Annotated in this window: 18 protein-coding genes and 1 other annotated feature; of the genes, 17 read left to right on the top strand and 1 reads right to left on the bottom strand. The window is 46.7% G+C overall.

What is annotated here, in order from left to right:
* The first annotated feature begins 155 nt into the window (after positions 1-155).
* From NE665_RS14580 to obgE, 11 genes are all read left to right on the top strand, one after another.
* Positions 156-3,086, top strand: coding sequence for a chromosome segregation protein SMC (locus NE665_RS14580; RefSeq protein WP_117444053.1), 2,931 nt, complete (start codon positions 156-158; stop codon positions 3,084-3,086).
* A complete protein-coding gene (gene ftsY, locus NE665_RS14575) occupies positions 3,086-4,057 on the top strand; it encodes a signal recognition particle-docking protein FtsY (RefSeq protein ID WP_117444054.1) in 972 nt (323 codons plus the stop codon). The genes NE665_RS14580 and ftsY overlap by 1 nt, the downstream gene beginning before the upstream one ends.
* Positions 4,050-4,364 (top strand): YlxM family DNA-binding protein, encoded by a 315-nt coding sequence (gene ylxM, locus NE665_RS14570; protein WP_117444055.1) that lies wholly within the window; start codon positions 4,050-4,052, stop codon positions 4,362-4,364. Before ftsY ends, ylxM begins: the two co-directional genes overlap by 8 nt.
* Positions 4,365-4,379: 15 nt before the next feature.
* Entirely contained in the window at positions 4,380-5,573 is a 1,194-nt protein-coding gene (locus tag NE665_RS14565) for an acetate kinase (protein ID WP_117444056.1), read from the top strand.
* 2 nt (positions 5,574-5,575) lie between these two features.
* Positions 5,576-6,526 carry a bifunctional oligoribonuclease/PAP phosphatase NrnA gene (locus NE665_RS14560; protein ID WP_117444057.1) on the top strand — a complete coding sequence of 317 codons (951 nt, stop codon included), beginning with the start codon at positions 5,576-5,578 and terminating at the stop codon, positions 6,524-6,526.
* A 207-nt stretch (positions 6,527-6,733) separates the two neighbouring features.
* Positions 6,734-9,814 carry a DNA polymerase III subunit alpha gene (gene dnaE, locus NE665_RS14555; protein ID WP_117444058.1) on the top strand — a complete coding sequence of 1,027 codons (3,081 nt, stop codon included), beginning with the start codon at positions 6,734-6,736 and terminating at the stop codon, positions 9,812-9,814.
* Positions 9,815-9,832: 18 nt separating this feature from the next.
* A complete protein-coding gene (locus NE665_RS14550; RefSeq protein WP_117444059.1) occupies positions 9,833-10,321 on the top strand; it encodes a GNAT family N-acetyltransferase in 489 nt (162 codons plus the stop codon).
* Positions 10,322-10,774: 453 nt separating this feature from the next.
* Positions 10,775-10,848, top strand: a sequence feature (ribosomal protein L21 leader region).
* Between the two features lie 17 nt (positions 10,849-10,865).
* Entirely contained in the window at positions 10,866-11,177 is a 312-nt protein-coding gene (rplU, locus tag NE665_RS14545; protein ID WP_002609244.1) for a 50S ribosomal protein L21, read from the top strand.
* A 3-nt stretch (positions 11,178-11,180) separates the two neighbouring features.
* On the top strand, positions 11,181-11,495 hold the full coding sequence (locus NE665_RS14540) for a ribosomal-processing cysteine protease Prp (protein WP_117444060.1): 315 nt from the start codon (positions 11,181-11,183) through the stop codon (positions 11,493-11,495).
* Between the two features lie 2 nt (positions 11,496-11,497).
* Entirely contained in the window at positions 11,498-11,782 is a 285-nt protein-coding gene (rpmA, locus tag NE665_RS14535; RefSeq protein WP_002609242.1) for a 50S ribosomal protein L27, read from the top strand.
* 69 nt (positions 11,783-11,851) lie between these two features.
* Positions 11,852-13,141, top strand: coding sequence for a GTPase ObgE (gene obgE / locus NE665_RS14530; RefSeq protein ID WP_117444061.1), 1,290 nt, complete (start codon positions 11,852-11,854; stop codon positions 13,139-13,141).
* 483 nt (positions 13,142-13,624) lie between these two features.
* On the opposite strand, the gene NE665_RS14525 is transcribed toward obgE, so the two are convergent.
* A complete protein-coding gene (locus tag NE665_RS14525) occupies positions 13,625-14,053 on the bottom strand; it encodes a hypothetical protein (protein ID WP_117444062.1) in 429 nt (142 codons plus the stop codon).
* A 60-nt stretch (positions 14,054-14,113) separates the two neighbouring features.
* On the opposite strand from NE665_RS14525, the gene NE665_RS14520 reads away from it, so the two are divergent.
* The 6 genes from NE665_RS14520 (at position 14,114) to ruvA (ending at position 19,353) form a co-directional block, all read left to right on the top strand.
* Positions 14,114-15,187: a serine/threonine-protein kinase gene (locus NE665_RS14520; RefSeq protein WP_117444063.1), complete on the top strand. Its 1,074-nt coding sequence runs from the start codon at positions 14,114-14,116 to the stop codon at positions 15,185-15,187.
* A 63-nt stretch (positions 15,188-15,250) separates the two neighbouring features.
* Positions 15,251-16,003 (top strand): protein kinase, encoded by a 753-nt coding sequence (locus NE665_RS14515; protein WP_117444064.1) that lies wholly within the window; start codon positions 15,251-15,253, stop codon positions 16,001-16,003.
* A gap of 43 nt (positions 16,004-16,046) precedes the next feature.
* Positions 16,047-16,616 carry a DUF4352 domain-containing protein gene (locus NE665_RS14510; protein WP_117444065.1) on the top strand — a complete coding sequence of 190 codons (570 nt, stop codon included), beginning with the start codon at positions 16,047-16,049 and terminating at the stop codon, positions 16,614-16,616.
* A gap of 128 nt (positions 16,617-16,744) precedes the next feature.
* Positions 16,745-17,509 carry an exodeoxyribonuclease III gene (locus NE665_RS14505; protein ID WP_117444066.1) on the top strand — a complete coding sequence of 255 codons (765 nt, stop codon included), beginning with the start codon at positions 16,745-16,747 and terminating at the stop codon, positions 17,507-17,509.
* Positions 17,510-17,712: 203 nt separating this feature from the next.
* Positions 17,713-18,297 (top strand): hypothetical protein, encoded by a 585-nt coding sequence (locus NE665_RS14500; protein WP_117444067.1) that lies wholly within the window; start codon positions 17,713-17,715, stop codon positions 18,295-18,297.
* Positions 18,298-18,771: 474 nt separating this feature from the next.
* Positions 18,772-19,353, top strand: a complete 582-nt coding sequence (gene ruvA, locus NE665_RS14495) for a Holliday junction branch migration protein RuvA (protein WP_117444088.1) — start codon at positions 18,772-18,774, stop codon at positions 19,351-19,353.
* Position 19,354: the final 1 nt, after the last annotated feature.

The following is a 19,354-nucleotide window of genomic DNA, read 5'->3' as shown; positions in this document are numbered from 1 at the left end:
AATATATCAACATCATGATGTAAAACATGAATACGGTATAAACAAAAGTTAAAAAAGACTGAATTCTTCACAAGTTTTGATGCGAAGCCTCCAAACTTATGCTATAATAACCATTGGTATTTGCTGTTGCTTACAGCAAATGAATGGAGGCATCTATGTTTTTAAAACGTATTGAACTGCAGGGCTTCAAGTCCTTTGCGGATAAATCCATCATCACCTTTGATTCGGATGTGATCGGAATCGTCGGTCCAAATGGATGCGGGAAAAGCAATATCAATGACGCGATCCGCTGGGTGCTTGGTGAACAGAGTGTGAAGTCATTGCGTGGAAATAATATGAGCGATGTCATTTTCAGCGGCTCTACAGCACGCAAGGCAGTCAATATGGCGGAGGTTACGCTGGTGTTTGATAATTCCCGCCATATCATGAATGTCGAATTTGAAGAGGTGGAGGTTACCCGCCGTCTGCATAGGACGAGTGGGGAAGGGGAGTATTTCATCAACAAGGCTCCCTGCCGTTTAAAGGATATCGTCAATCTGGTAATGGATACCGGTCTGGGCAGAGATTCTCTTTCCATCATATCGCAGGGAAACATCTCCGCATTTGCCGATGCGAAGCCGGAGGATCGCCGTGCGTTGTTTGAAGAGGCGGCAGGTGTTGCAAAATATAAGAAGCGTAAGAATGAATCACTGTCCAAGCTGAACCGGACACAGGATAATCTGAGCCGTCTGGAGGATATCATCATGGAGCTGGAGCGGCAGGTTAATCCGCTCAAGCGTCAGGCGAAAAAGGCGGAGGTCTATCTGGAAAAGAAAAAGCAGCTGGAGGTTATTGAGGTCAGCGTGCTGGTGGATGAAATCGAAAAGCTGAGCGAGCAGATCGACATGCTGAAGAAAAAGGCATTTGATTTGGATGCGCAGAAGGCGATGCATGAAACTACCATTCAGGTGGAGGATGTAAAGAACAGTGAGCTGCGCAATGAGATGTATCAGCTGGATCGTGAGGTTAATAAGCTGCAGGAGCAGTATGCCAAGCTGAGCGAGGAATCCAGAATGCTGGAAACCCGCAAAATCGAAATGGATGAAAAACGAAAATATGCGTTGGAATATGCCAGCAATGCCGAAAAAGCCAAGGAGCTGAAGGCGATGATGGAAGAGGCGCATTATGAATATGAAGACCGATCAAAACGTTTGAAAAATCTGGAAACGGATATCGCTTTACAAAAAGAAGCAGCTGCCAAGCTGGAGCATGATTTGTCCTATTGTACACAGGAAAATGCACAGGCATCCTCGATTCTGAACCGTCTGGAAAATCGCAAGGCGGTATTGGAGAATCTGGCAAAGCAACCGTTTAATCATCAACAGGCTGTAAAATCCGTGCTGGATGCCGGACTGAATGGTATTTTGGGCGTTGTTTCGCAGCTGTTTAAACCGATGATGAACTATGAAACGGCAATTTCCAATGCGCTTGGCGGCGCCATGTATCATATCGTAACCGAGGATGAGGCAGCAGCACGCCATGCCATCACCTTTTTGAAAAAGAATCAGTCCGGACGTGCAACCTTTCTGCCGCTGACGGTTATGAAGCCGCGTTATATGCAGAAGGAGCATCGCATGCTTGCGGAGAACAGCGTCGGCTTTCTCGGCGTGGCGAGCGAATTTGTTGAAAATGATACGCAGTTTGATACGCTGCGGGATTCCTTGTTCGGCAATGTTGTCATTACGGATAATCTGATCAATGCGAATGCGATTGCCAAGCTGCTGCGCTTTCAATATAAGATTGTTACGCTGGAAGGCGATATTGTCAACCGCGGAGGAAGTATGACCGGCGGTAAGGGAAGAAACAATTCCACACCGCTGACGATACAGAAGGAATTGAATCAGGTGCTGCAGAGTCTGGAGGGCCAGCAGATGAAGGTGGAGGGATTGAAAAATCAGCTCTATGCGCTGCAGGCCAAAAAGGAACAGAACAGCTCCAATCTGGTGCAGATGCAGATTTCCAGTGCACAGCTGGATCCGATCGTAAAAGCCAAATGGGCAAAATATGATCGTCTGAAAAGTGATTACGAGCAGATTGCACCGGATGAGGATTTGGATAAAGCCGAGCTGCTGGAGGATGATATCGTCGTTAAGCTGAGCAATGTGCATTCCCGCATTGATGAGGTCAGCTCTTCGATGAAAAGCAAGCGGGAGCGCCGTATGAAGGCCGGAAGTGAAGTGGAGCGCAAGGATGCGCAGATTCGTCAGCTGCGAAGAGACCTCAATATTTTGCAGAATGAGCAGCGTGAGGTGGAGGTTGCGCAGGCAAAGGCGGAAACTAAGCTGGAGACGACACTGGAGCGCTTAAGCTCCACCTATGAGATGACCTTTGAATATGCGCAGAGCCAGAAGGCGGAGATTGATATCGTAGAGGCCCGCAAGCAGGTTGTTGTTCTTCGCCAGGAGATTTCCGCTCTTGGAAATGTGAACCTGGATGCACCGCAGGAATACAAGGAGGTCAGTGAGCGCTTTACATTTTTAAGCAAGCAGCGGGATGACCTGATTGCCGCAAAGGATAAAATTTTAGAGGCCATCGATGAAATGGATGACATCATGGTCAAGCAGTTTCAGGAGATGTTTGACAAGATCAATGCACAGCTCAACGATGTATTCCGCGCGCTGTTTGGAGGCGGGAAGGCCCGCTTGTTTATGGTGGATCCGGATGATGTGCTGAATACCGGTATTGATATTGATGTGCAGCCACCGGGGAAAACCGTACAGAATATCCGCCTGTTCAGCGGTGGAGAAAAGAGTCTGATCGCTATCTGTGTTCTGTTTTCCATTTTGAAGGCACGAACGATGCCGCTTTGTATTTTCGATGAGGTCGAGGCAGCACTGGATCAGGCGAATGTGGAGCGCTTTGCGAAATACATTGCACAGTTTCGCGGAGAGAGTCAGTTTATCGTGGTGACACACCGCCCGGGAACCATGGCACAGTGTGATGCCCTGTATGGGGTAACCATGCAGCAAAACGGTGTTTCCCAGCTGCTGAAGGTGAAGCTGCAGGATGCAATCAACATGATCGATAAGGAAGAGGTGAAGGCATAATGGGTATATTTTCAAAATTGAAGCAGACGTTTTCCTCCAAAAAGGATGGGGATCGCTATCTGAGTGGTCTGGATAAATCAAAGAAGTCTTTTTCAGAGCGCATACGCAGACTGGCGCTTGGCTTTACCGGTGTCAATGAAGAATTTCTGGAGGATTTGATGGTGGTGCTGCTGGAGGCGGATATTGGTATTCGGACAGCACAGAAAATCGTTGATGAGGTTGAAAGTCGTGCGATGGATCAGAAGCTGAAGAGCTTTGATGAAATCAGCGAATGTCTGATTGAGGTCATGCATGAGCTGTATACCGGCTACGAGGATGTGGATTTTCATAAAAACGAGGACGGTCCGACTGTGATTTTAATGGTTGGCGTCAACGGCAGCGGAAAAACGACGACTACGGCAAAGCTGACAAAGCTGTTTCAGTCTGAGGGCAGCAGCGTCGTACTTGCGGCAGCGGATACCTTCCGTGCCGGTGCCATTGATCAGCTCGCAAAATGGGCAGACCGTCTGGGTGTTCCCTGCATCAAGGGAAGAGAGGGCGGCGACCCCAGTGCAGCACTGGTGGATGCCTGCCGCTATGCGAAGGAGCATGGCATGGATTATCTGATTGGAGATACCGCAGGACGTTTGCAGAACAAAGCAAATCTGATGCAGGAGCTGAGCAAGATGCGCAGGGTGATCGAACGGGAAATCCCGGGAGCACCGCATGAGGTGTGGCTGGTGCTGGATGCCACAACCGGACAAAACGGTATTTCACAGGCACAGATTTTTCTGGAAACGACCAATGTGACCGGTATTATTCTGACAAAGATGGATGGTACGGCAAAGGGCGGCATCGTGATTGCGATACGCGATCTGCTGGGACTTCCGGTGAAGTATATCGGACTCGGTGAGAAAGAGGACGATTTGCGTCCATTTGACATTGATTCCTACCTGTATGGTCTGTGTGAGGATATCCTGCAGCATGATTGATCAGATGGAGCGGATGAATGCGCTTCTGGATGCCTATGAGGGGCTGTTGACAGAGAAGCAGCAGGAAATCCTCAGTCTGTATTACAAGGAAGACTTATCGTTCTCCGAAATTGCGGAGAATCTTGGAATCAGTCGTGCGGCAGTCAATGATCATATCAAACGCAGCACGCATATTCTTACGGAATACGAAAAAAAGCTGCATCTTGTGCAAAATTATGAAACAAGAAGCAGGATTTATGATAAAATGAAAACAGTCGGAAACGATGCGATACGAAAACTGGTAGAACAGCTAGAAAATTTAGAATGACTTTAGGAGGATAACATGTCAAAAATTATTTCAGTGAACGCAGGGAGTTCATCATTAAAGTTTCAGTTATTTGAAATGCCGAGCGAGGAGGTTCTGACAAGCGGAATCGTTGAGAAAATCGGATTTGAGGATGCCATCTTTACCATTAAGGTGAACGGGGAGAAAATCAAAAAGGTGCTGCCGATCCCGGATCATACAAAGGCAGTCAGCATGCTGCTGGAAGCGCTGGTGGAATATAAGATTGTAAACAGTCTGGATGAAATCACCGGTGCCGGACACCGTGCTGTACACGGCGGGGAAATTTTCAAGGAAAGTGTACCGGTAACGGAAGACGTTGTAGAAAAATTTGCTTCCTTAAACGATTTGGCACCACTGCATAACCCGGCTGGTCTTGTCGGATACAATGCTTTCAAAAATAATCTGCCAAACTGCAAGCACGTCTTTGTGTTTGATACGGCATTCCATTCCACAATGCCGAAGGAATCCTATATCTATGCATTGCCGATGAAATATTATGACGAATACAAGATTCGCCGCTATGGCTTCCACGGAACAAGCCACAAGTATGTTTCTCTGCGCTGTGCAGAGCTGATGAACAAAAACGTGGAGGACACCAAAATCATTACGTGCCATTTGGGGAACGGTGCGAGCATTACAGCGGTTGACGGTGGTAAATCCATCAACACCTCCATGGGCTTCACACCGCTTGCGGGCGTGATGATGGGAACCCGCTGCGGTGACATCGATCCTGCAATCGTAACCTATATTATGAAAAAGACCGGTGCAACTCCGGATGAAATGGATGATATCATGAACAAGCAGTCCGGTATGCTTGGTGTCAGCGGCATCAGCTCCGATGCACGTGACATCGAGGATGGCTGCAAGGACGGAAATCCGGCAGCACTGTTGACAGCAGAGGTGTATGTAAACCGTGTCATCAATGTTGTCGGCGGTTACTACGCGCAGCTTGGTGGTGCGGATGCCATTGTCTTTACCGGAGGTATCGGTGAAAATGATACTAATATGCGTAAGATGATCTGTGATCGTCTGTCTGCGGCATTCGGTATCCAGCTGGATGAAGAATTGAATGGAAAGACAAGAGGCAAGGAAGTCCTGCTGTCCACTGCGGAAAGCAAGGTAGCGGTATGGCTGATTCCGACAAATGAGGAACTCATGATCGCTCGTGATACATACCGCCTGATTGCGTAGCTATGAATACCGACATTTTATTTGAGCTTGTCGAACAATATGATATCATCACGATTTATCGCCATGTGTCTCCCGATGCGGATGCACTTGGCTCCCAGTTTGGACTAAAGCAGTGGATACAGGAAACATATCCGCAAAAGCAGGTGTATGCACTAGGTAAGGATGCCGGCAGTAAGCAGTCCCTGTTTCCGCATATGGATAGTGTCAGCGATGAAACCATCGCTGCCTCTCTTGCCATCATCCTGGATACGGCAAACGGTGCTCGTGTGGATGATGAGCGCTGGAGCATGGCTGCACGTACCTTGAAAATCGATCACCATATCGTTGTTGAAAGCTTTGCGGATGTGGAGGTTGTCGAGGATTTGTTCGGGGCAACCTGTGAAATGCTGGCTTTTATGTTTGAACAGAAGCAGCTGCAGCTGTCGCCAGTCTGTGCACAATATCTATACGGCGGCATCATTGCGGATACTCTTCGCTTTTCCATTGCGACCATAAAGCCGCGGACGCTGCGCACAGCAGCCTATCTGCTGGAAATGGGTGTGGATGTGAAAAAAGCCAATGAGGATCATTTCTCGACCTCCTATCGGCTCTATCGCTTTGAAAACTATATTCGCAGCAATGTTCAACTGCTGGACGGACATGTTGCTTATATCATCGTTAACCGTGAGGATTATGAGCGTTTCCAGCTAACCTTTAATGAAGCGAAGGAAAAGGTGTTCGTGCTAGGCGGTGTGGATGAGTTTGAAGCATGGGCGCTGTTCACGGAAAAAGAACGGGATGAAAACGGAAGACGGATTTACAATGGCAGTCTTCGTTCAAAAAACCGCACGATCAATGATATCGCAAACCGGTATCAGGGTGGCGGACATCGCTTTGCCTGCGGTGTAAAGGGACTGTATGAGGAAACAATACAGGAGCTGCTGCAGGAGCTTAGCGAGCGTGTAAACGAATAGGAATTAAGCAGTATACAAGGGTATGCTGCTTTTTGCATACGCAGCAAAGGCTACTATAAACGAAAGCCTCCACAAGAACTGAGGACAAAATCAGAGCTTTGCGGCTACGATTAGCTGATCCTCTTCAAAACTTCAGAAACCATGGTCACACCCGTATTAAGAAGCATGAAAATATGATAAAATAAAGAAAGAGACGAGGTGTTGAGAATGAGTGTCCACTTACATGTGCGAAGCTGCTATACCCTGCTGCAGAGCACCCTGACGATTCCCAAAATCGTTGCGGCTGCCAAGCGCTGCGGCTATACAGCGGTCGCATTGACAGACAAGCATGTCATGCACGGCGCTATGGCGTTTTACCATGCATGTAAAAAGGAAAATATCAAGCCGATTTTCGGGATGGAAGTGGACGTGCTGGAGCAGGAGGAGCTGTATGGCTTTGTCGTTCTTGCGAAAAATGATGCCGGCTATCAGAATCTACTGAAGCTGTCCACCTGGCTGAATACCGGAGAGGAAAGACGCATACCGGATTTGGATACGCTCGCCTATTATGCAAAGGACTGCATTGTTTTGACAAACGGTGATCAGAATCAGATGGAGACCCTTATCGTAAAGGAAGAGCTGGATCTTCTGCGCCACTGGCTGAAGCTGTGCCGAAAGCAGTTTTCTGATTTTTATGTATCCATAGCACGCAATGATTCCGGCTTGATGGAAAAGAAAAACCCGGTCTTAAAGCAGGTGTGCAAAGAGCTGGATATTCCCTATACGGCATTGTCCCGCATATATTTTGAACGGGAAGAGGATGAGGAGAGCTATAAGACGCTGTGTGCAATCGATCAGGGAGTGTCGCTCCATGATAAAATGCTGAATTACAGCCCGCGCCGATATTTTCGCACACCCAAGGAAATGCAGCTGCTGTATGAGGATGAGGAGTTGCAGATGAGTGATCGAATCGCAGCGCTGTGTCAGGTGGAAATGCAGCTGCCTAAGGCTGTGCTTCCGAAATTTCAAAACAAGTACGGCGTAAGCAGTGAGGAATTCTTGCGCAGTCTTTGTCAGAAGGGACTGCAGAAGCGTATGCAGTACCAACCAATTTCACCCGTATACCAGCAGCGTCTGGACTACGAGCTGGATGTCATTATCCGTATGCAGTATGCCGATTACTTTTTAATCGTATGGGATTTCATCCGGTTTGCGAAGACGCAGCATATTTATATCGGTCCCGGACGAGGAAGTGCTGCCGGTTCCCTTGTTGCATACTGCCTTGGTATCACCCATGTGGATCCCATCCGCTATCATCTGCTGTTTGAACGTTTTCTAAACCCGGAGCGTATTTCCATGCCGGATATCGATACGGATTTTCCGGATAACCGCCGGGATGAGGTCATTCATTATGTGGAGCAGCTGTATGGCAAGCACAGGGTGTCTCATATCATCACCTTTAATACGCTGGCGGCAAAGCAGGTGCTGCGGGATGTGGGAAAGGCGATGGAAATCAATCCCCGGCAGATTGACCGTCTGTGCAAGCTGGTTCCAAATGTAATCAAGGTTACACTGGACTATGCCTATCAAAATGACGCGCGCTTCAAGGAGCTGATCAACAGCGGAGAGACAATGCGCCGTTTGTATGCGACTGCCCGAAAGCTGGAGGGACTCCCGCGTCATGCCTCACTGCATGCGGCAGGTATCGTATTTTCCGATGAAGCCATCGAGCAGGTGTGCCCGCTGATCGATGTGGATGAGGGCGTTTGTGCCACACAGTTTACGATGGAGTATCTGGAGGAGCTCGGCTTGATCAAAATGGATTTTCTGGGACTGAGAAACCTTACGATTATTGATGAAATCGTACAGCATATCAATGCGACAGCTGATAAAAAGCTGGATATCATGCGGATACCACTGGATGATGCCAAAACCTATGCACTGATTCGTGCTGTGGATACCGTGGGGGTTTTTCAGCTGGAGAGCGAGGGAATGAAAAATCTGATACGGAAAATGCAGCCGAACTGCTTTGAGGATATCGTCGCAACGATTGCACTGTTTCGTCCCGGACCAATGGAAAATATTCCGGAATACCTGGATCGCAGAGAGCATCCGGAAAAGGTTGATTATATCCATCCCAGCCTGCAGCCGATTTTACAAAATACCTATGGTATTATGATCTATCAGGAACAGATTATGCAGGTGGCACAGACGATGGCTGGCTTCACCCTTGGTAAGGCGGATAATCTGCGCAAGGCTATCAGTAAGAAAAAAGGGGAGGAGCTGCGCAGAATGCAGGAGGAATTCATATCGGGAGCACTGCGGAAGGGCTATGATGAGGCACTGGCGCAGAAGGTGTATGCCCTGATTATGAAATTTGCCAATTACGGCTTCAACCGTTCCCATTCCGTAGCCTATGGTATGATTGCCTATCAGCTGGCATATCTGAAAGCGAATGCTCCCCTGTACTTCTTTAACAGTCTGCTAAACAGTGTGATCGGCTCAGAGACAAAAACGAGTGAATATGTATTTGAGGCACGCAAGCGCAACATTCAGATTCTGCTGCCGGATGTCAATCGTTCGCACAATCAATATGGAATCGAGGATAATGCGCTTCGCTTTCCATTTGTCGGTATCAAGGGCATTGGCAGTGCGGTATCATCGCTGATTGTCGAGGAACGAGATAAAAAGGGTGAATTCCGTGATTTCTTTGATTTTACCGCACGTATGAACGGCAATAAAATCGGTAAAAAAACCATTGAAATCCTGATATATGCAGGTGCGCTGGACTGCTTTAAGGTTGGGCGTGCGAGTCTGATGGCATCACTGGAGGATGCCCTTCGCTATGCGGATCTTGTGAAAATCGAGGATGTGGATCAGGTGCTGTTTGACTTTGATTTGGTATCCAAGCCCGCCATGACGATGATGCGCGACAATGCAACGATTCGCTCGGAAAAGGAAAAGGAGGCCATCGGCTTTTATTTATCGCGGCATCCGATTGCAGATGTGCGAAGCCGCATGGGAATGGATCTTCCAATTTTGATTTCACTACCGAAATATAAGGGCCGTTATGTGAAATTTGTCTGTCTGGTGGATCGCTGCCGTCAGTATCGCACAAAGAACGGAGATATGATGATGTTTGTTATCGGCAGTGATGAAACAGGGAAATTTGATCTTGTATGTATGCCGAATATATATCGCCAGCATGCGGATGATCTGGTCAAGGGGAATTATCTGTATGTGGAGGGAATCGTGGATAAGGAAACCAGCTGTCTGGTCAAGAAGCTGACTAGGATAGAAAAGGAATAAAGGAGTAGGAGTGTGAATATGATAAGCATTCAAACCGTAGAGGAAGCGGATATCGCAGCACTGGCACAGCTGGAGGCGTGCTGCTTTCCAAAGGAAGAGGCGGCGGATGAAGCAGCGCTTCGCAGACGCGCCAGAACCTTTCCCGAAAGCTTTCTGGTTATGAAAAAGGATGGCGTCATCATCGGTATGATCAATGGCTGTGTAAGCAATCAGCACATGATCTGTGATGCGATGTATGAGGATGAGAGTTTGCATGATCCCTGCGGCGCCTATCAAACGGTATTCGGGCTGGATGTGCATCCCGCTCATCAGCATCAGGGGTACGCAAAAGAGCTGATGAACGCTTTGATACGAGTGGCACAGGAAGCGCAAAGAACGGGGATGGTCTTGACCTGTAAAAAGCAGCTGGTGCCCTTTTATGAGCAGTTTGGCTATCGCAACATGGGGGTGAGTGCTTCTGTTCACGGTGGTGCAGAATGGTATGATATGCTGTTGTGCTTTGCGTGATACAGGACAGTTGAAAACCATACACAGGAAACAATGGTGGCAGTACAGGTATATCTGACATCGCATTGGCTATTTTGGATTTCTGCATTCACAAAGTGGTAGTAGCATTTCACTGCATGTGCAGCATCAGCAAGCATGAGAAGCGCTTTAATAGTCGAGAGAAAAGAGTCAATATCTGCTTGCCGTGCTTGATGCTTGCGGCATGCAGGAAAGTATGAGCGTTTGCTGTTGCTCACCAGTCTATGCAGCAAAGCAGTGCCGGATGAACGAACCATCCTGCGGCATGGGGGATCCTTCCTATATTAACATAATCTGATCATGATTCAGCATTGCTTGTGTACCTGCGAATTGCAATAGATTGCAGTCTCCATTGATTGTGCATAATGTAAAAAAATGAAAAAAGTGTTGCGTAAAAAAGCTGTTTATGGTAACATAACTATGTTGTATGTCCTCCCGGATTTACAACCGCTCAGAACAGGGTTTAAGTATGGAAATCATCACCTTGCATGGCGAGTCTTAAATTTTTTAGAAGGAGGTGCGATTTATGTACGCAATCATTGAAACAGGCGGAAAACAGATCCGTGTAGAAGAAGGTTCCACAATCTTCGTAGAAAAGCTGGACGTTCAGGAAGGCGAAGCTGTTGTATTTGACAAGGTAGTCGCTTACTGCAACCGTTCTCTTCGTGTCGGCACTCCATATGTAAAGGGAGTTAAGGTCAACGCAAAGGTTGAAAAGCAGGGAAAAGCAAAGAAGATCATCGTCTACAAATACAAGGCTAAAAAAGGTAGCTCACACCGCAAGCAGGGACACCGTCAGCCTTACACAAAACTGACAATCGAATCTATCGAGGCTTAATGTATGGTAAGAGTCCATGTAAAGCGGCATCAGGGTATCATACAGATAGTGGAAATCAAAGACCATGCAGGCTATGCAGATGCAGGTCAGGATCTGGTATGCGCCGGGGTGAGTTCCATAGCTGTAGGAATGATGAATGCTTTAGATGAGATGGTGCCTGAAGCATGCGACTTCGTTTTGAAGGAAGCATACATCAAAATTGAAACGATCCTGCCAAGTGATACAGCAAATATTCTGTTACAGGGAATGTTTTATCAGCTGTCGACCATGCAGGAAAGCTATGCAGACTATATTACAATAAACGATCAGGAGGTGTGATTATGAAATTTGTATTAGATATTCAGCTGTTCGCATCCAAAAAGGGTGTTGGTTCTACAAAGAACGGCCGTGACTCCGAATCCAAACGTCTTGGCGCAAAACTGGCTGATGGACAGTTCTGCCATGCAGGAAGTATCATTTACCGCCAGCGTGGTACGAAAATTCACCCGGGAACAAACGTTGGAAAAGGTGGAGATGACACGTTATTCGCAAAAGTGAATGGTGTTGTAAAATACGAACGTTTAGGTAAAGACAAGAAAAAAGTGTCCGTTTACCCACAGGCGTAATGAAAAAATCCCCGGTATGGGGATTTTATTTTTGAGCAGGATAACAGAAAGAGACAAGGAGGTGCCTGAATGTTTATAGATCGTGTAAAAGTACATGTGAAGGCTGGAAAAGGCGGAGATGGAATCGTTGCTTTCCGGCGTGAAAAATATGTTGCCTACGGTGGTCCCAGCGGCGGAGACGGCGGAGCTGGCGGAGATGTCGTTTTTATGGTTGATGAAGGAAAGACAACCCTGCTGGATTTGCGCTACAACCGCAAGATGACTGCAGAGCCGGGAGGTAATGGAAAAACAAAGAAAATGCATGGCGCCGATGGTGCGGACTGCATTATCAAGGTACCGCAGGGTACGCTTGTAAAGGATGAGAAAACCGGAAGAGTTCTGGCGGATCTCACACGCAAGGGACAAAAGGAAATCATCGCCAAGGGTGGAAAGGGCGGACGTGGCAATTTTCACTTTAAATCCAGTAAAAACACGGCACCTCAGTACAGTGAGCTGGGAGCACCCGGAGAAGAACGCGATATCATGGTTGAGCTGAAGGTCCTGGCGGACGTCGGACTGGTTGGCTTTCCATCTGTTGGAAAATCCACATTGCTGTCGGTTGTATCCAAGGCGAAGCCGGAAATTGCGGAATACCACTTTACGACGCTGGCTCCCAATCTGGGAATGGTACAGGTTCCGGATGGCAGAAGCTTTGTCATGGCGGATCTGCCCGGTCTGATTGAAGGGGCGAGCGAAGGAAAGGGTCTTGGACATCAGTTTTTGCGTCACATTGAACGCTGTCGTGTCATCATCCACGTTGTGGATATGGGAGCGAATGATGGACGTGATCCCGTTGCGGACTATACGACCATCAACGATGAGTTAAAGCAGTATGAATACCGTCTGATGGAGCGTCCGCAGATCGTGCTTGCGAATAAGATGGATTTGGATGGCGCACAGGAAAACCTGAAGCGCTTCAAGGAGGCCTATCCTGAGGTTGAGGTATTTGAAACTACAACGATTATCGCAGAAGGGCTGGAGGCGGTTCTTTATCGTGCGGCTGATCTGTTGGAAACAACACCGCAGTTTCCTTTGTATAATGATGATGCCAGTGATGAAGAGGCAGAGGGCGTGCTTTATAAATTTGAACCGGAGCAGCCAGCCTTTGAGGTACACAACATGGGGAATGGCAACTGGGAGCTGAGTGGGGAAGAGCTGGAGCGCAGCTTTAAGATGAGCAAGCTGGATAATGAAGAGGACTTCATGCGATTTGCCCGCAAAATGCGAAAAATGGGTATTGATGATGCTCTGCGCAATGCCGGATGTAAGGACGGCGATGTCGTAACCATCTGTGATATTCAGTTTGAATTCGTGGAGTAACGTCGTAACGTGTATACGTTTCACCGACGGGGACAGGGTAGTGTGCAGAAAGCTGTATGCTCACAAGTGAGCACGGCGTAAAAAAATAGCAGGCGCAGGAATGCTCGAACGAATCGATGCTCCTGCGTCTTTTCCTTGTAAATGTCCATACGATAGCCAAAAAAAACAGCCCTGCTGCATCGTTGGCTGTAGAAGAAAAAATGAGAAATATTATCAAACACAGGTTGATGAGAGAAAAATTAGGATAATTCGATACAAATAGAAAAAGTCCTGAAAACGGCTTATATAAAGTGTTTCGGGACTTTTTTTACGAATCCAAGTGTGACTAGCGGGGATAAGCAATCCGAAAATAAAAGAAGACCTGACAGCAGGAAATCAATTAAATGAAATGCCTTCACCTGTCGGTCTTTTTCTATCGTTACCTAAGTTGTTACACCATGACATAAAAGCGGCGTGTCATGCTTTTTCAGATGCTGAAAGCAGCTAGCTGAAATCGCCGAGGAGCTCATGATGGAATTCATCCAGCAATTCGTTGATTTCCATCAGAGAATACTGCTTGCTGATGCCGAAAATCAATATCGCATCCCGCTGCTGCTTGGCATACAGATGGTTATGGTGTGCCACGGTCAACAGACGGTTGGTTTCCTCAAGATTCAGCTTCATAGCTATAGCAAGCTGCAAAATCTTATCCCGACCTGCCTGCTTGCTGCCCTGAAATATCTGATAGGCATAGGTTCTTGGAATCTGGGCATCTCGAATGATATCGGACTTCTCCAGATTCTTTTCCAGAAGGATTTCATTGATGTAATCCACAAAGGATACATCACGGATTTCTTTTAAAATACGGTCTTTCTCCAGCGCGCCGGCCTTCTTCAGGATGTCTTCCAAATCCTTCGTTTTCTGTTTCTGCATACAATCACCAGATATTATGATATAATCAAATCACGATTATTGCAAGCTAAAGGAGAATTTATGCGTCTGGATTTATTAGAGGATATATGTACATTGTCCCAAACAGAAGAAAAAACAGTTCTGCTGGTAAAAAACTGTCTGGATCAGAAATTTTACATCAAGAAAATTATGCGGGACTGTGCAGAGCTGCAGATTTACCGGCAGCTGATGCAGCATCCCCATCCCGGCATTCCCATGCTGTATGAAGCGACACGCCGAGGGGAAACGTGCATTCTTGTGGAGGAATTCATCAATGGAACGACACTGGAATATGTGCTGAGTGAGCGAACGCTTGATGATGCGGCTATTCATCATATCATGCGGCAGCTGCTGTCTGCGGTTGAGCATCTGCACAGTCTGCAGCCGCCGATTATTCATCGTGACATCAAGCCGGGAAATATTATGGTGCTGGAGCATCTGGAAATCCGGCTGATTGATTTTGAAATTGCACGGGTTTTCAAGCAGGATAAAAATCGCGATACCCGTGTAATGGGGAGTGCTGGTTATGCTTCACCGGAGCAATACGGGTTTCATCAAAGTGACTGCCGCAGCGATATCTATGCGATCGGTGCTGTCTTAAAAACGATGGTACAAAAGGATGTGACGGCAAAGGATATCCACAGCCCGTTTCAGCATATCATTGAAACCTGTATGCAGTTGGATCCGGATAAGCGTTATCAAAGCGTTGGCGAGCTGCAGAAGGCGCTTGGATATTGCGAGGAGAAGTCTCTGCCGCACGCATCCGTTTCTGTCTTACTGACGCAGCTGCCTGGTATACGAAGGGATCCTTTTGCAAAGCGGCTGCTGTTTCTTGCATATTACGTGCTTTGTATAATTCTGGGAGCATCGATGACCGTAACCCCTCCGCCATCCCCGTATTCCCTCATCTGTCAGAGAATCGCCTTTGGTTTCTGTCTGGCAATCATCCCGGCAATTACCGTCAATGCGGGGAATGTTCGGGAGCTGCTGCGGATTCAGGATCATGGACGTACATACATACGCTTCTTCAAAGGCGCGATTCTGTGGCTTCTCTGTGCGTTTATCATAATAAGTCTGCTGGTGATTCTGGCAATCATACTGGAAAGTCTGCTGTAAGCATACCAAAGCTTTCCGGTTTTTTTATATAATTTTGTTCGTGATAAAGAGGGAAGCGTGCAAATGAGATTAGAAGTATATGATGATGTTGCCATGCTGTTTCACAGTGATGAAAAGGATATTCTGCTTGTTCAGCACATGATTGAAAACCTGTTCTTTGTGAAAAAGGTTGTTCGTGCAAAGCTGGACCTGTCCTTGTATCAGCTGCTGCAGAGCCATCCGTATGAACATCTTGCCAATGTGATCGATTTCAGCTACAGTCATGAAAAGACAATTCTGATCGAGGAGTTTGTGAATGGCTGTACACTGGAATATAAGCTCAGTCAAAGGAGGCTGTCGGTGGAGGAATGTATTCGTATCATGCTCCAGCTGTTTGCGGTTGTGGGGCATCTGCATGCGCAGACACCGCCGATCATTCATCGGGATATCAAGCCGGATAACATTCTGATTGACAAGGGTCATGTGGTGCTGATCGATTTTGAGATTGCGAAGCTGATGACGACGCGCAAGGATGTTCTACGTACCGGCAGTGTCGGCTATGCAGCGCCGGAGCAGTATTACGGCTTATCCGATCAACAAAGTGATATCTATTCCATCGGAATCCTGCTGAAGGAATTGTGTGCACATACGGCATGGAGGAATAACGAGGCGGATATCTTTCTCACCATCATACGGAAAAGCACAGCTAAAAGACAGGAGGAACGCTACCTGACGATATCGCAGATGCAGAATGATTTTATCATAACATGCCGAAGCTGCAGCTCTACAGCAAAGTATGCTGAAAGCATACCAATGCATAAAGAACAGAAGGTATAATAAAATCATTCCAAAACACAGGATGAGAAAACTGGAGGAACCTATGAAAAAATTAAAAAAATGGCAGATTGTACTTATCGTAATTCTTGCGCTCGGTGTCATTGGAGCACTAGCAGGCGGAGGAGATGAGGAAAAGAAAAACGGCGAGCCGGCAACAGAGAAAACCGACAACAAAAAGAAAGAAGACAAAAAGAAGGAGCCGAAAGAGAAAACCTATGGGATCAAGGATACGCTGAAGGTAGGCGATGTGGAATACACAGTAAATGGCATTGAAACTACGGATATGATTGGTGATGAATATCTGAATCAGAAAGCACAGGAAACCTATCTGATTGTTTCGATTACCGTGAAAAACAACGGAGATGATGCTTTGCGTGTACTGGACAGCTTCTTTAAGCTGAAAAAGGGTGACAAGACCTACAATACAGATTCTACAGCTATTATGTATCTGGGAGATGAAAGCATTTTTGCCAAGGAAATCAATCCGGATGCTTCTTTAAAAGGAAAAATCGTATTCGATGTAACCAAGGCGACGATTGATGATAAAAATCTGCAGCTGCAGGTACAGACCGGAGCATGGGGCACGGAAAAGGGACTGATCAATCTTCATTAGACAGATAACACCTCAGGCAAGGAAAACTGTCGCATATGCGGCGGTTTTTCTTTTTTTCCGCTGGTTGTTTGACTGGCTTTTTTTTATAGGATACGGTATGATTAAGCTATATTCGGGAGGTAGATGTTATGAGACTGGTATCATGGAATGTAAATGGAATCCGCGCCTGTATGCAAAAGGGCTTTATGGATTTCTTTAAGGAAATAGATGCAGATGTATTCTGCATTCAGGAAACAAAAATGCAGCCGGGGCAGCTGGAAATCGAAACACCGGGCTACTATCAGTATATGAACAGTGCAGAGAAAAAGGGGTATAGCGGAACGATGGTGTTTTCCAAGCAGAAGCCGCTGTCGGTTACGTATGGCTTGGGAATTGAGGAGCATGATCATGAAGGGCGGGTCATTACCTGTGAATACGAGGATTTCTATCTGGTCTGCGTGTATACACCGAATTCCAAGGATGGCCTGCTGCGTCTGGATTACCGCATGGTATGGGAGGATGCGTTTCGTGCCTATCTGCACAAGCTGAACGAAACAAAGAGTGTGCTGGTATGCGGTGATTTGAATGTCGCACACAAGGAAATCGATTTAAAGAATCCGAAGACGAATCGCAGAAATGCAGGCTTCACGGATGAGGAACGCGGCAAAATGAGTGTTTTGCTGGAAAGCGGCTTTGTCGATTCCTTTCGATATCTGTATCCAAAGCAGGAGGGAATCTATTCCTGGTGGAGCTATCGGTTCAAAGCACGGGAAAAGAATGCAGGGTGGCGGATTGACTATTTCCTGGTTTCCGAGGATGCGAAGGACGCTATTCGGGAAGCAAGGATTCACACGGATATCTATGGCAGTGATCACTGCCCGGTATCTCTTGAGATTGATAAAAAGGCTGTCTAGGACAGCCTTTTACTTTTGGGAAGGAGGCTGCAAATTACAGGTTACACTATGGCGGCTGCCTTTTTTTATATCCGACTGTACGTTTATCTGTATGCTATCCGTGTGCATGGAGTCGTTAAACGCTTTTGTAGTTGTAAAATACAGGAAATTATGCTAAGATGATTATAAGAAAAATAAGAATTATAAGAAAAGAGGGGAAAACTATGGATTTCTCAAATAAACTGTATGTTTATGTGGATGCTGCAGCTTTGCAGGATCCGCAGGCGGAGCATTTCATGGAGGTACTGGCAAAGCAGTATCGTCAGATAATTTTGTTTGTGGAGAATGTTTGGGAGGAGGAAACACTGAAGCAGCTTCCTGCCTATGGTTATATCTGTCGCACCGTTTATGGGCAGGATTTGCAAAGCGTTCTGGAAAAGGACCGTGCAAAGCGTTCGCCGGATAAGACCAAGCATATTCTTTTTATAACAAGCTCAGCGCAGACACTGCATGGGATCAGTGTGCTTTGCCTTGGGAAGATGGGGCTGGAGCAGATCCTTTTGGAAAAGCTGCAAAATGAGAAAAAGCGCAGAACGGTGGTTACCGGTATCTGCATGGGCTGTGTTGTATATTTTGCTGTATACTTTTTCATGCTGGATAAGCTGCCGCTATGGATGCAGGATGGAGGAATCGCATTTCTGCTGTGTCTGCTTCCGGCGGAGCTGCTGATTTTGACGCTTCTATACGGTCTGTGCAAACGGGTGATTCCCTTTGATACCATCTTTGAATTTTTTGATATTTTCGGATGAAGGCGGTACATAGTGATTCTCTATTTTATAGGAATTGTATAACAAAAAGCAAGAGGAAACAGATAGTACGAAGCAGAAAATGTTACATAAAAGATAACGTAAAGGATAACACAAAAGATAAGATATAAGGAAGAAAAAGGCTCTGAGCAGCATGTTTTCTGATTGTTGTTATCAGCTTCATAAGAGCATAATACAGCTGCAGCCGTTTTAAAGGCAGACTGTATATTGCTGCTTTGCTGCCTTTTTTTGCTAATAGAAAACGGAAAGACCGGATGGTAGCTGTATCAGCGGTTTAGTGCTCTATTACAGCCGAGCATGCAGAGTTCCCAAAGAATATGATTACACTGTTTTAAAAGGTGAAATATCACCTTTTCCATCCCTTATTTCCGATGATTTTTTATGCAGGCAAAGCACACGGTGGATTTCCACTGTTTTTATTTGTCCAGACATGATAAAATAAGTGCGGTGATGAAAATGATAGCATTTATTAAGGGCGTTATTCACAGCTACAGCAATGATTCCTTGATTATTGAAAACAATGGTATCGGCTACCGGGTCTATGTTGCCAATCCGATGGCGGTCCGGCTTAATGCCGAAGTGATTTTATATACCTACCAGCATGTACGCGAGGATGCGATCACGCTGTTCGGGTTTACCACGATGGAGGAGCATGATCTGTTTTTGCAGCTGATCAGTGTCAAGGGTGTCGGTCCGAAGACGGCACTTGGAATGCTGGGCGTTTGTCCTGCTAAGAACATGATTGCGGCAATTGAAAGCAATGATGTGAAAACACTGAAGGGATTGCCGGGCATCGGCGCGAAAACAGCCAGTCAGATTGTTCTGGATTTGAAGGGGAAACTCGTGGAAGAGGTTACGGAGCTGGAAGTAAAGGAAAATGAACAGCTGCTAGATGCATTGGAAGCATTGAAGGCGCTGGGCTATAAGAATGCGGAGCTGAACAGCATCAAAAAGGAGCTGGGTACGCTGGAAGCAATGACGAGTGATCAGTATATCCGAAAGGGGCTTGGCATTCTGGCGAAGAGAAAAGGAGTCTAGT

Origin of the sequence: Clostridium sp. DFI.1.208, assembly GCF_024463855.1 — a bacterium.
Lineage (GTDB): Bacteria > Bacillota_I > Bacilli_A > Erysipelotrichales > Erysipelotrichaceae > Clostridium_AQ.
Note: the sequence above shows the minus strand (reverse complement) of the source record. Positions and strands in the feature narration are given on the sequence as shown.

Coding starts and splice junctions, on each gene's coding strand:
- NE665_RS14540 (WP_117444060.1), top strand. CDS start 11,181: ATGGTAAGAGTCCATGTAAAGCGGCATCAGGGTATCATACAGATAGTG.
- NE665_RS14500 (WP_117444067.1), top strand. CDS start 17,713: ATGGATTTCTCAAATAAACTGTATGTTTATGTGGATGCTGCAGCTTTG.
- rplU (WP_002609244.1), top strand. CDS start 10,866: ATGTACGCAATCATTGAAACAGGCGGAAAACAGATCCGTGTAGAAGAA.
- ruvA (WP_117444088.1), top strand. CDS start 18,772: ATGATAGCATTTATTAAGGGCGTTATTCACAGCTACAGCAATGATTCC.
- obgE (WP_117444061.1), top strand. CDS start 11,852: ATGTTTATAGATCGTGTAAAAGTACATGTGAAGGCTGGAAAAGGCGGA.
- ftsY (WP_117444054.1), top strand. CDS start 3,086: ATGGGTATATTTTCAAAATTGAAGCAGACGTTTTCCTCCAAAAAGGAT.
- NE665_RS14510 (WP_117444065.1), top strand. CDS start 16,047: ATGAAAAAATTAAAAAAATGGCAGATTGTACTTATCGTAATTCTTGCG.
- NE665_RS14520 (WP_117444063.1), top strand. CDS start 14,114: ATGCGTCTGGATTTATTAGAGGATATATGTACATTGTCCCAAACAGAA.
- dnaE (WP_117444058.1), top strand. CDS start 6,734: ATGAGTGTCCACTTACATGTGCGAAGCTGCTATACCCTGCTGCAGAGC.
- rpmA (WP_002609242.1), top strand. CDS start 11,498: ATGAAATTTGTATTAGATATTCAGCTGTTCGCATCCAAAAAGGGTGTT.
- NE665_RS14505 (WP_117444066.1), top strand. CDS start 16,745: ATGAGACTGGTATCATGGAATGTAAATGGAATCCGCGCCTGTATGCAA.
- NE665_RS14515 (WP_117444064.1), top strand. CDS start 15,251: ATGAGATTAGAAGTATATGATGATGTTGCCATGCTGTTTCACAGTGAT.
- NE665_RS14580 (WP_117444053.1), top strand. CDS start 156: ATGTTTTTAAAACGTATTGAACTGCAGGGCTTCAAGTCCTTTGCGGAT.
- NE665_RS14560 (WP_117444057.1), top strand. CDS start 5,576: ATGAATACCGACATTTTATTTGAGCTTGTCGAACAATATGATATCATC.
- NE665_RS14525 (WP_117444062.1), bottom strand. CDS start 14,053: ATGCAGAAACAGAAAACGAAGGATTTGGAAGACATCCTGAAGAAGGCC.
- NE665_RS14565 (WP_117444056.1), top strand. CDS start 4,380: ATGTCAAAAATTATTTCAGTGAACGCAGGGAGTTCATCATTAAAGTTT.
- NE665_RS14550 (WP_117444059.1), top strand. CDS start 9,833: ATGATAAGCATTCAAACCGTAGAGGAAGCGGATATCGCAGCACTGGCA.
- ylxM (WP_117444055.1), top strand. CDS start 4,050: ATGATTGATCAGATGGAGCGGATGAATGCGCTTCTGGATGCCTATGAG.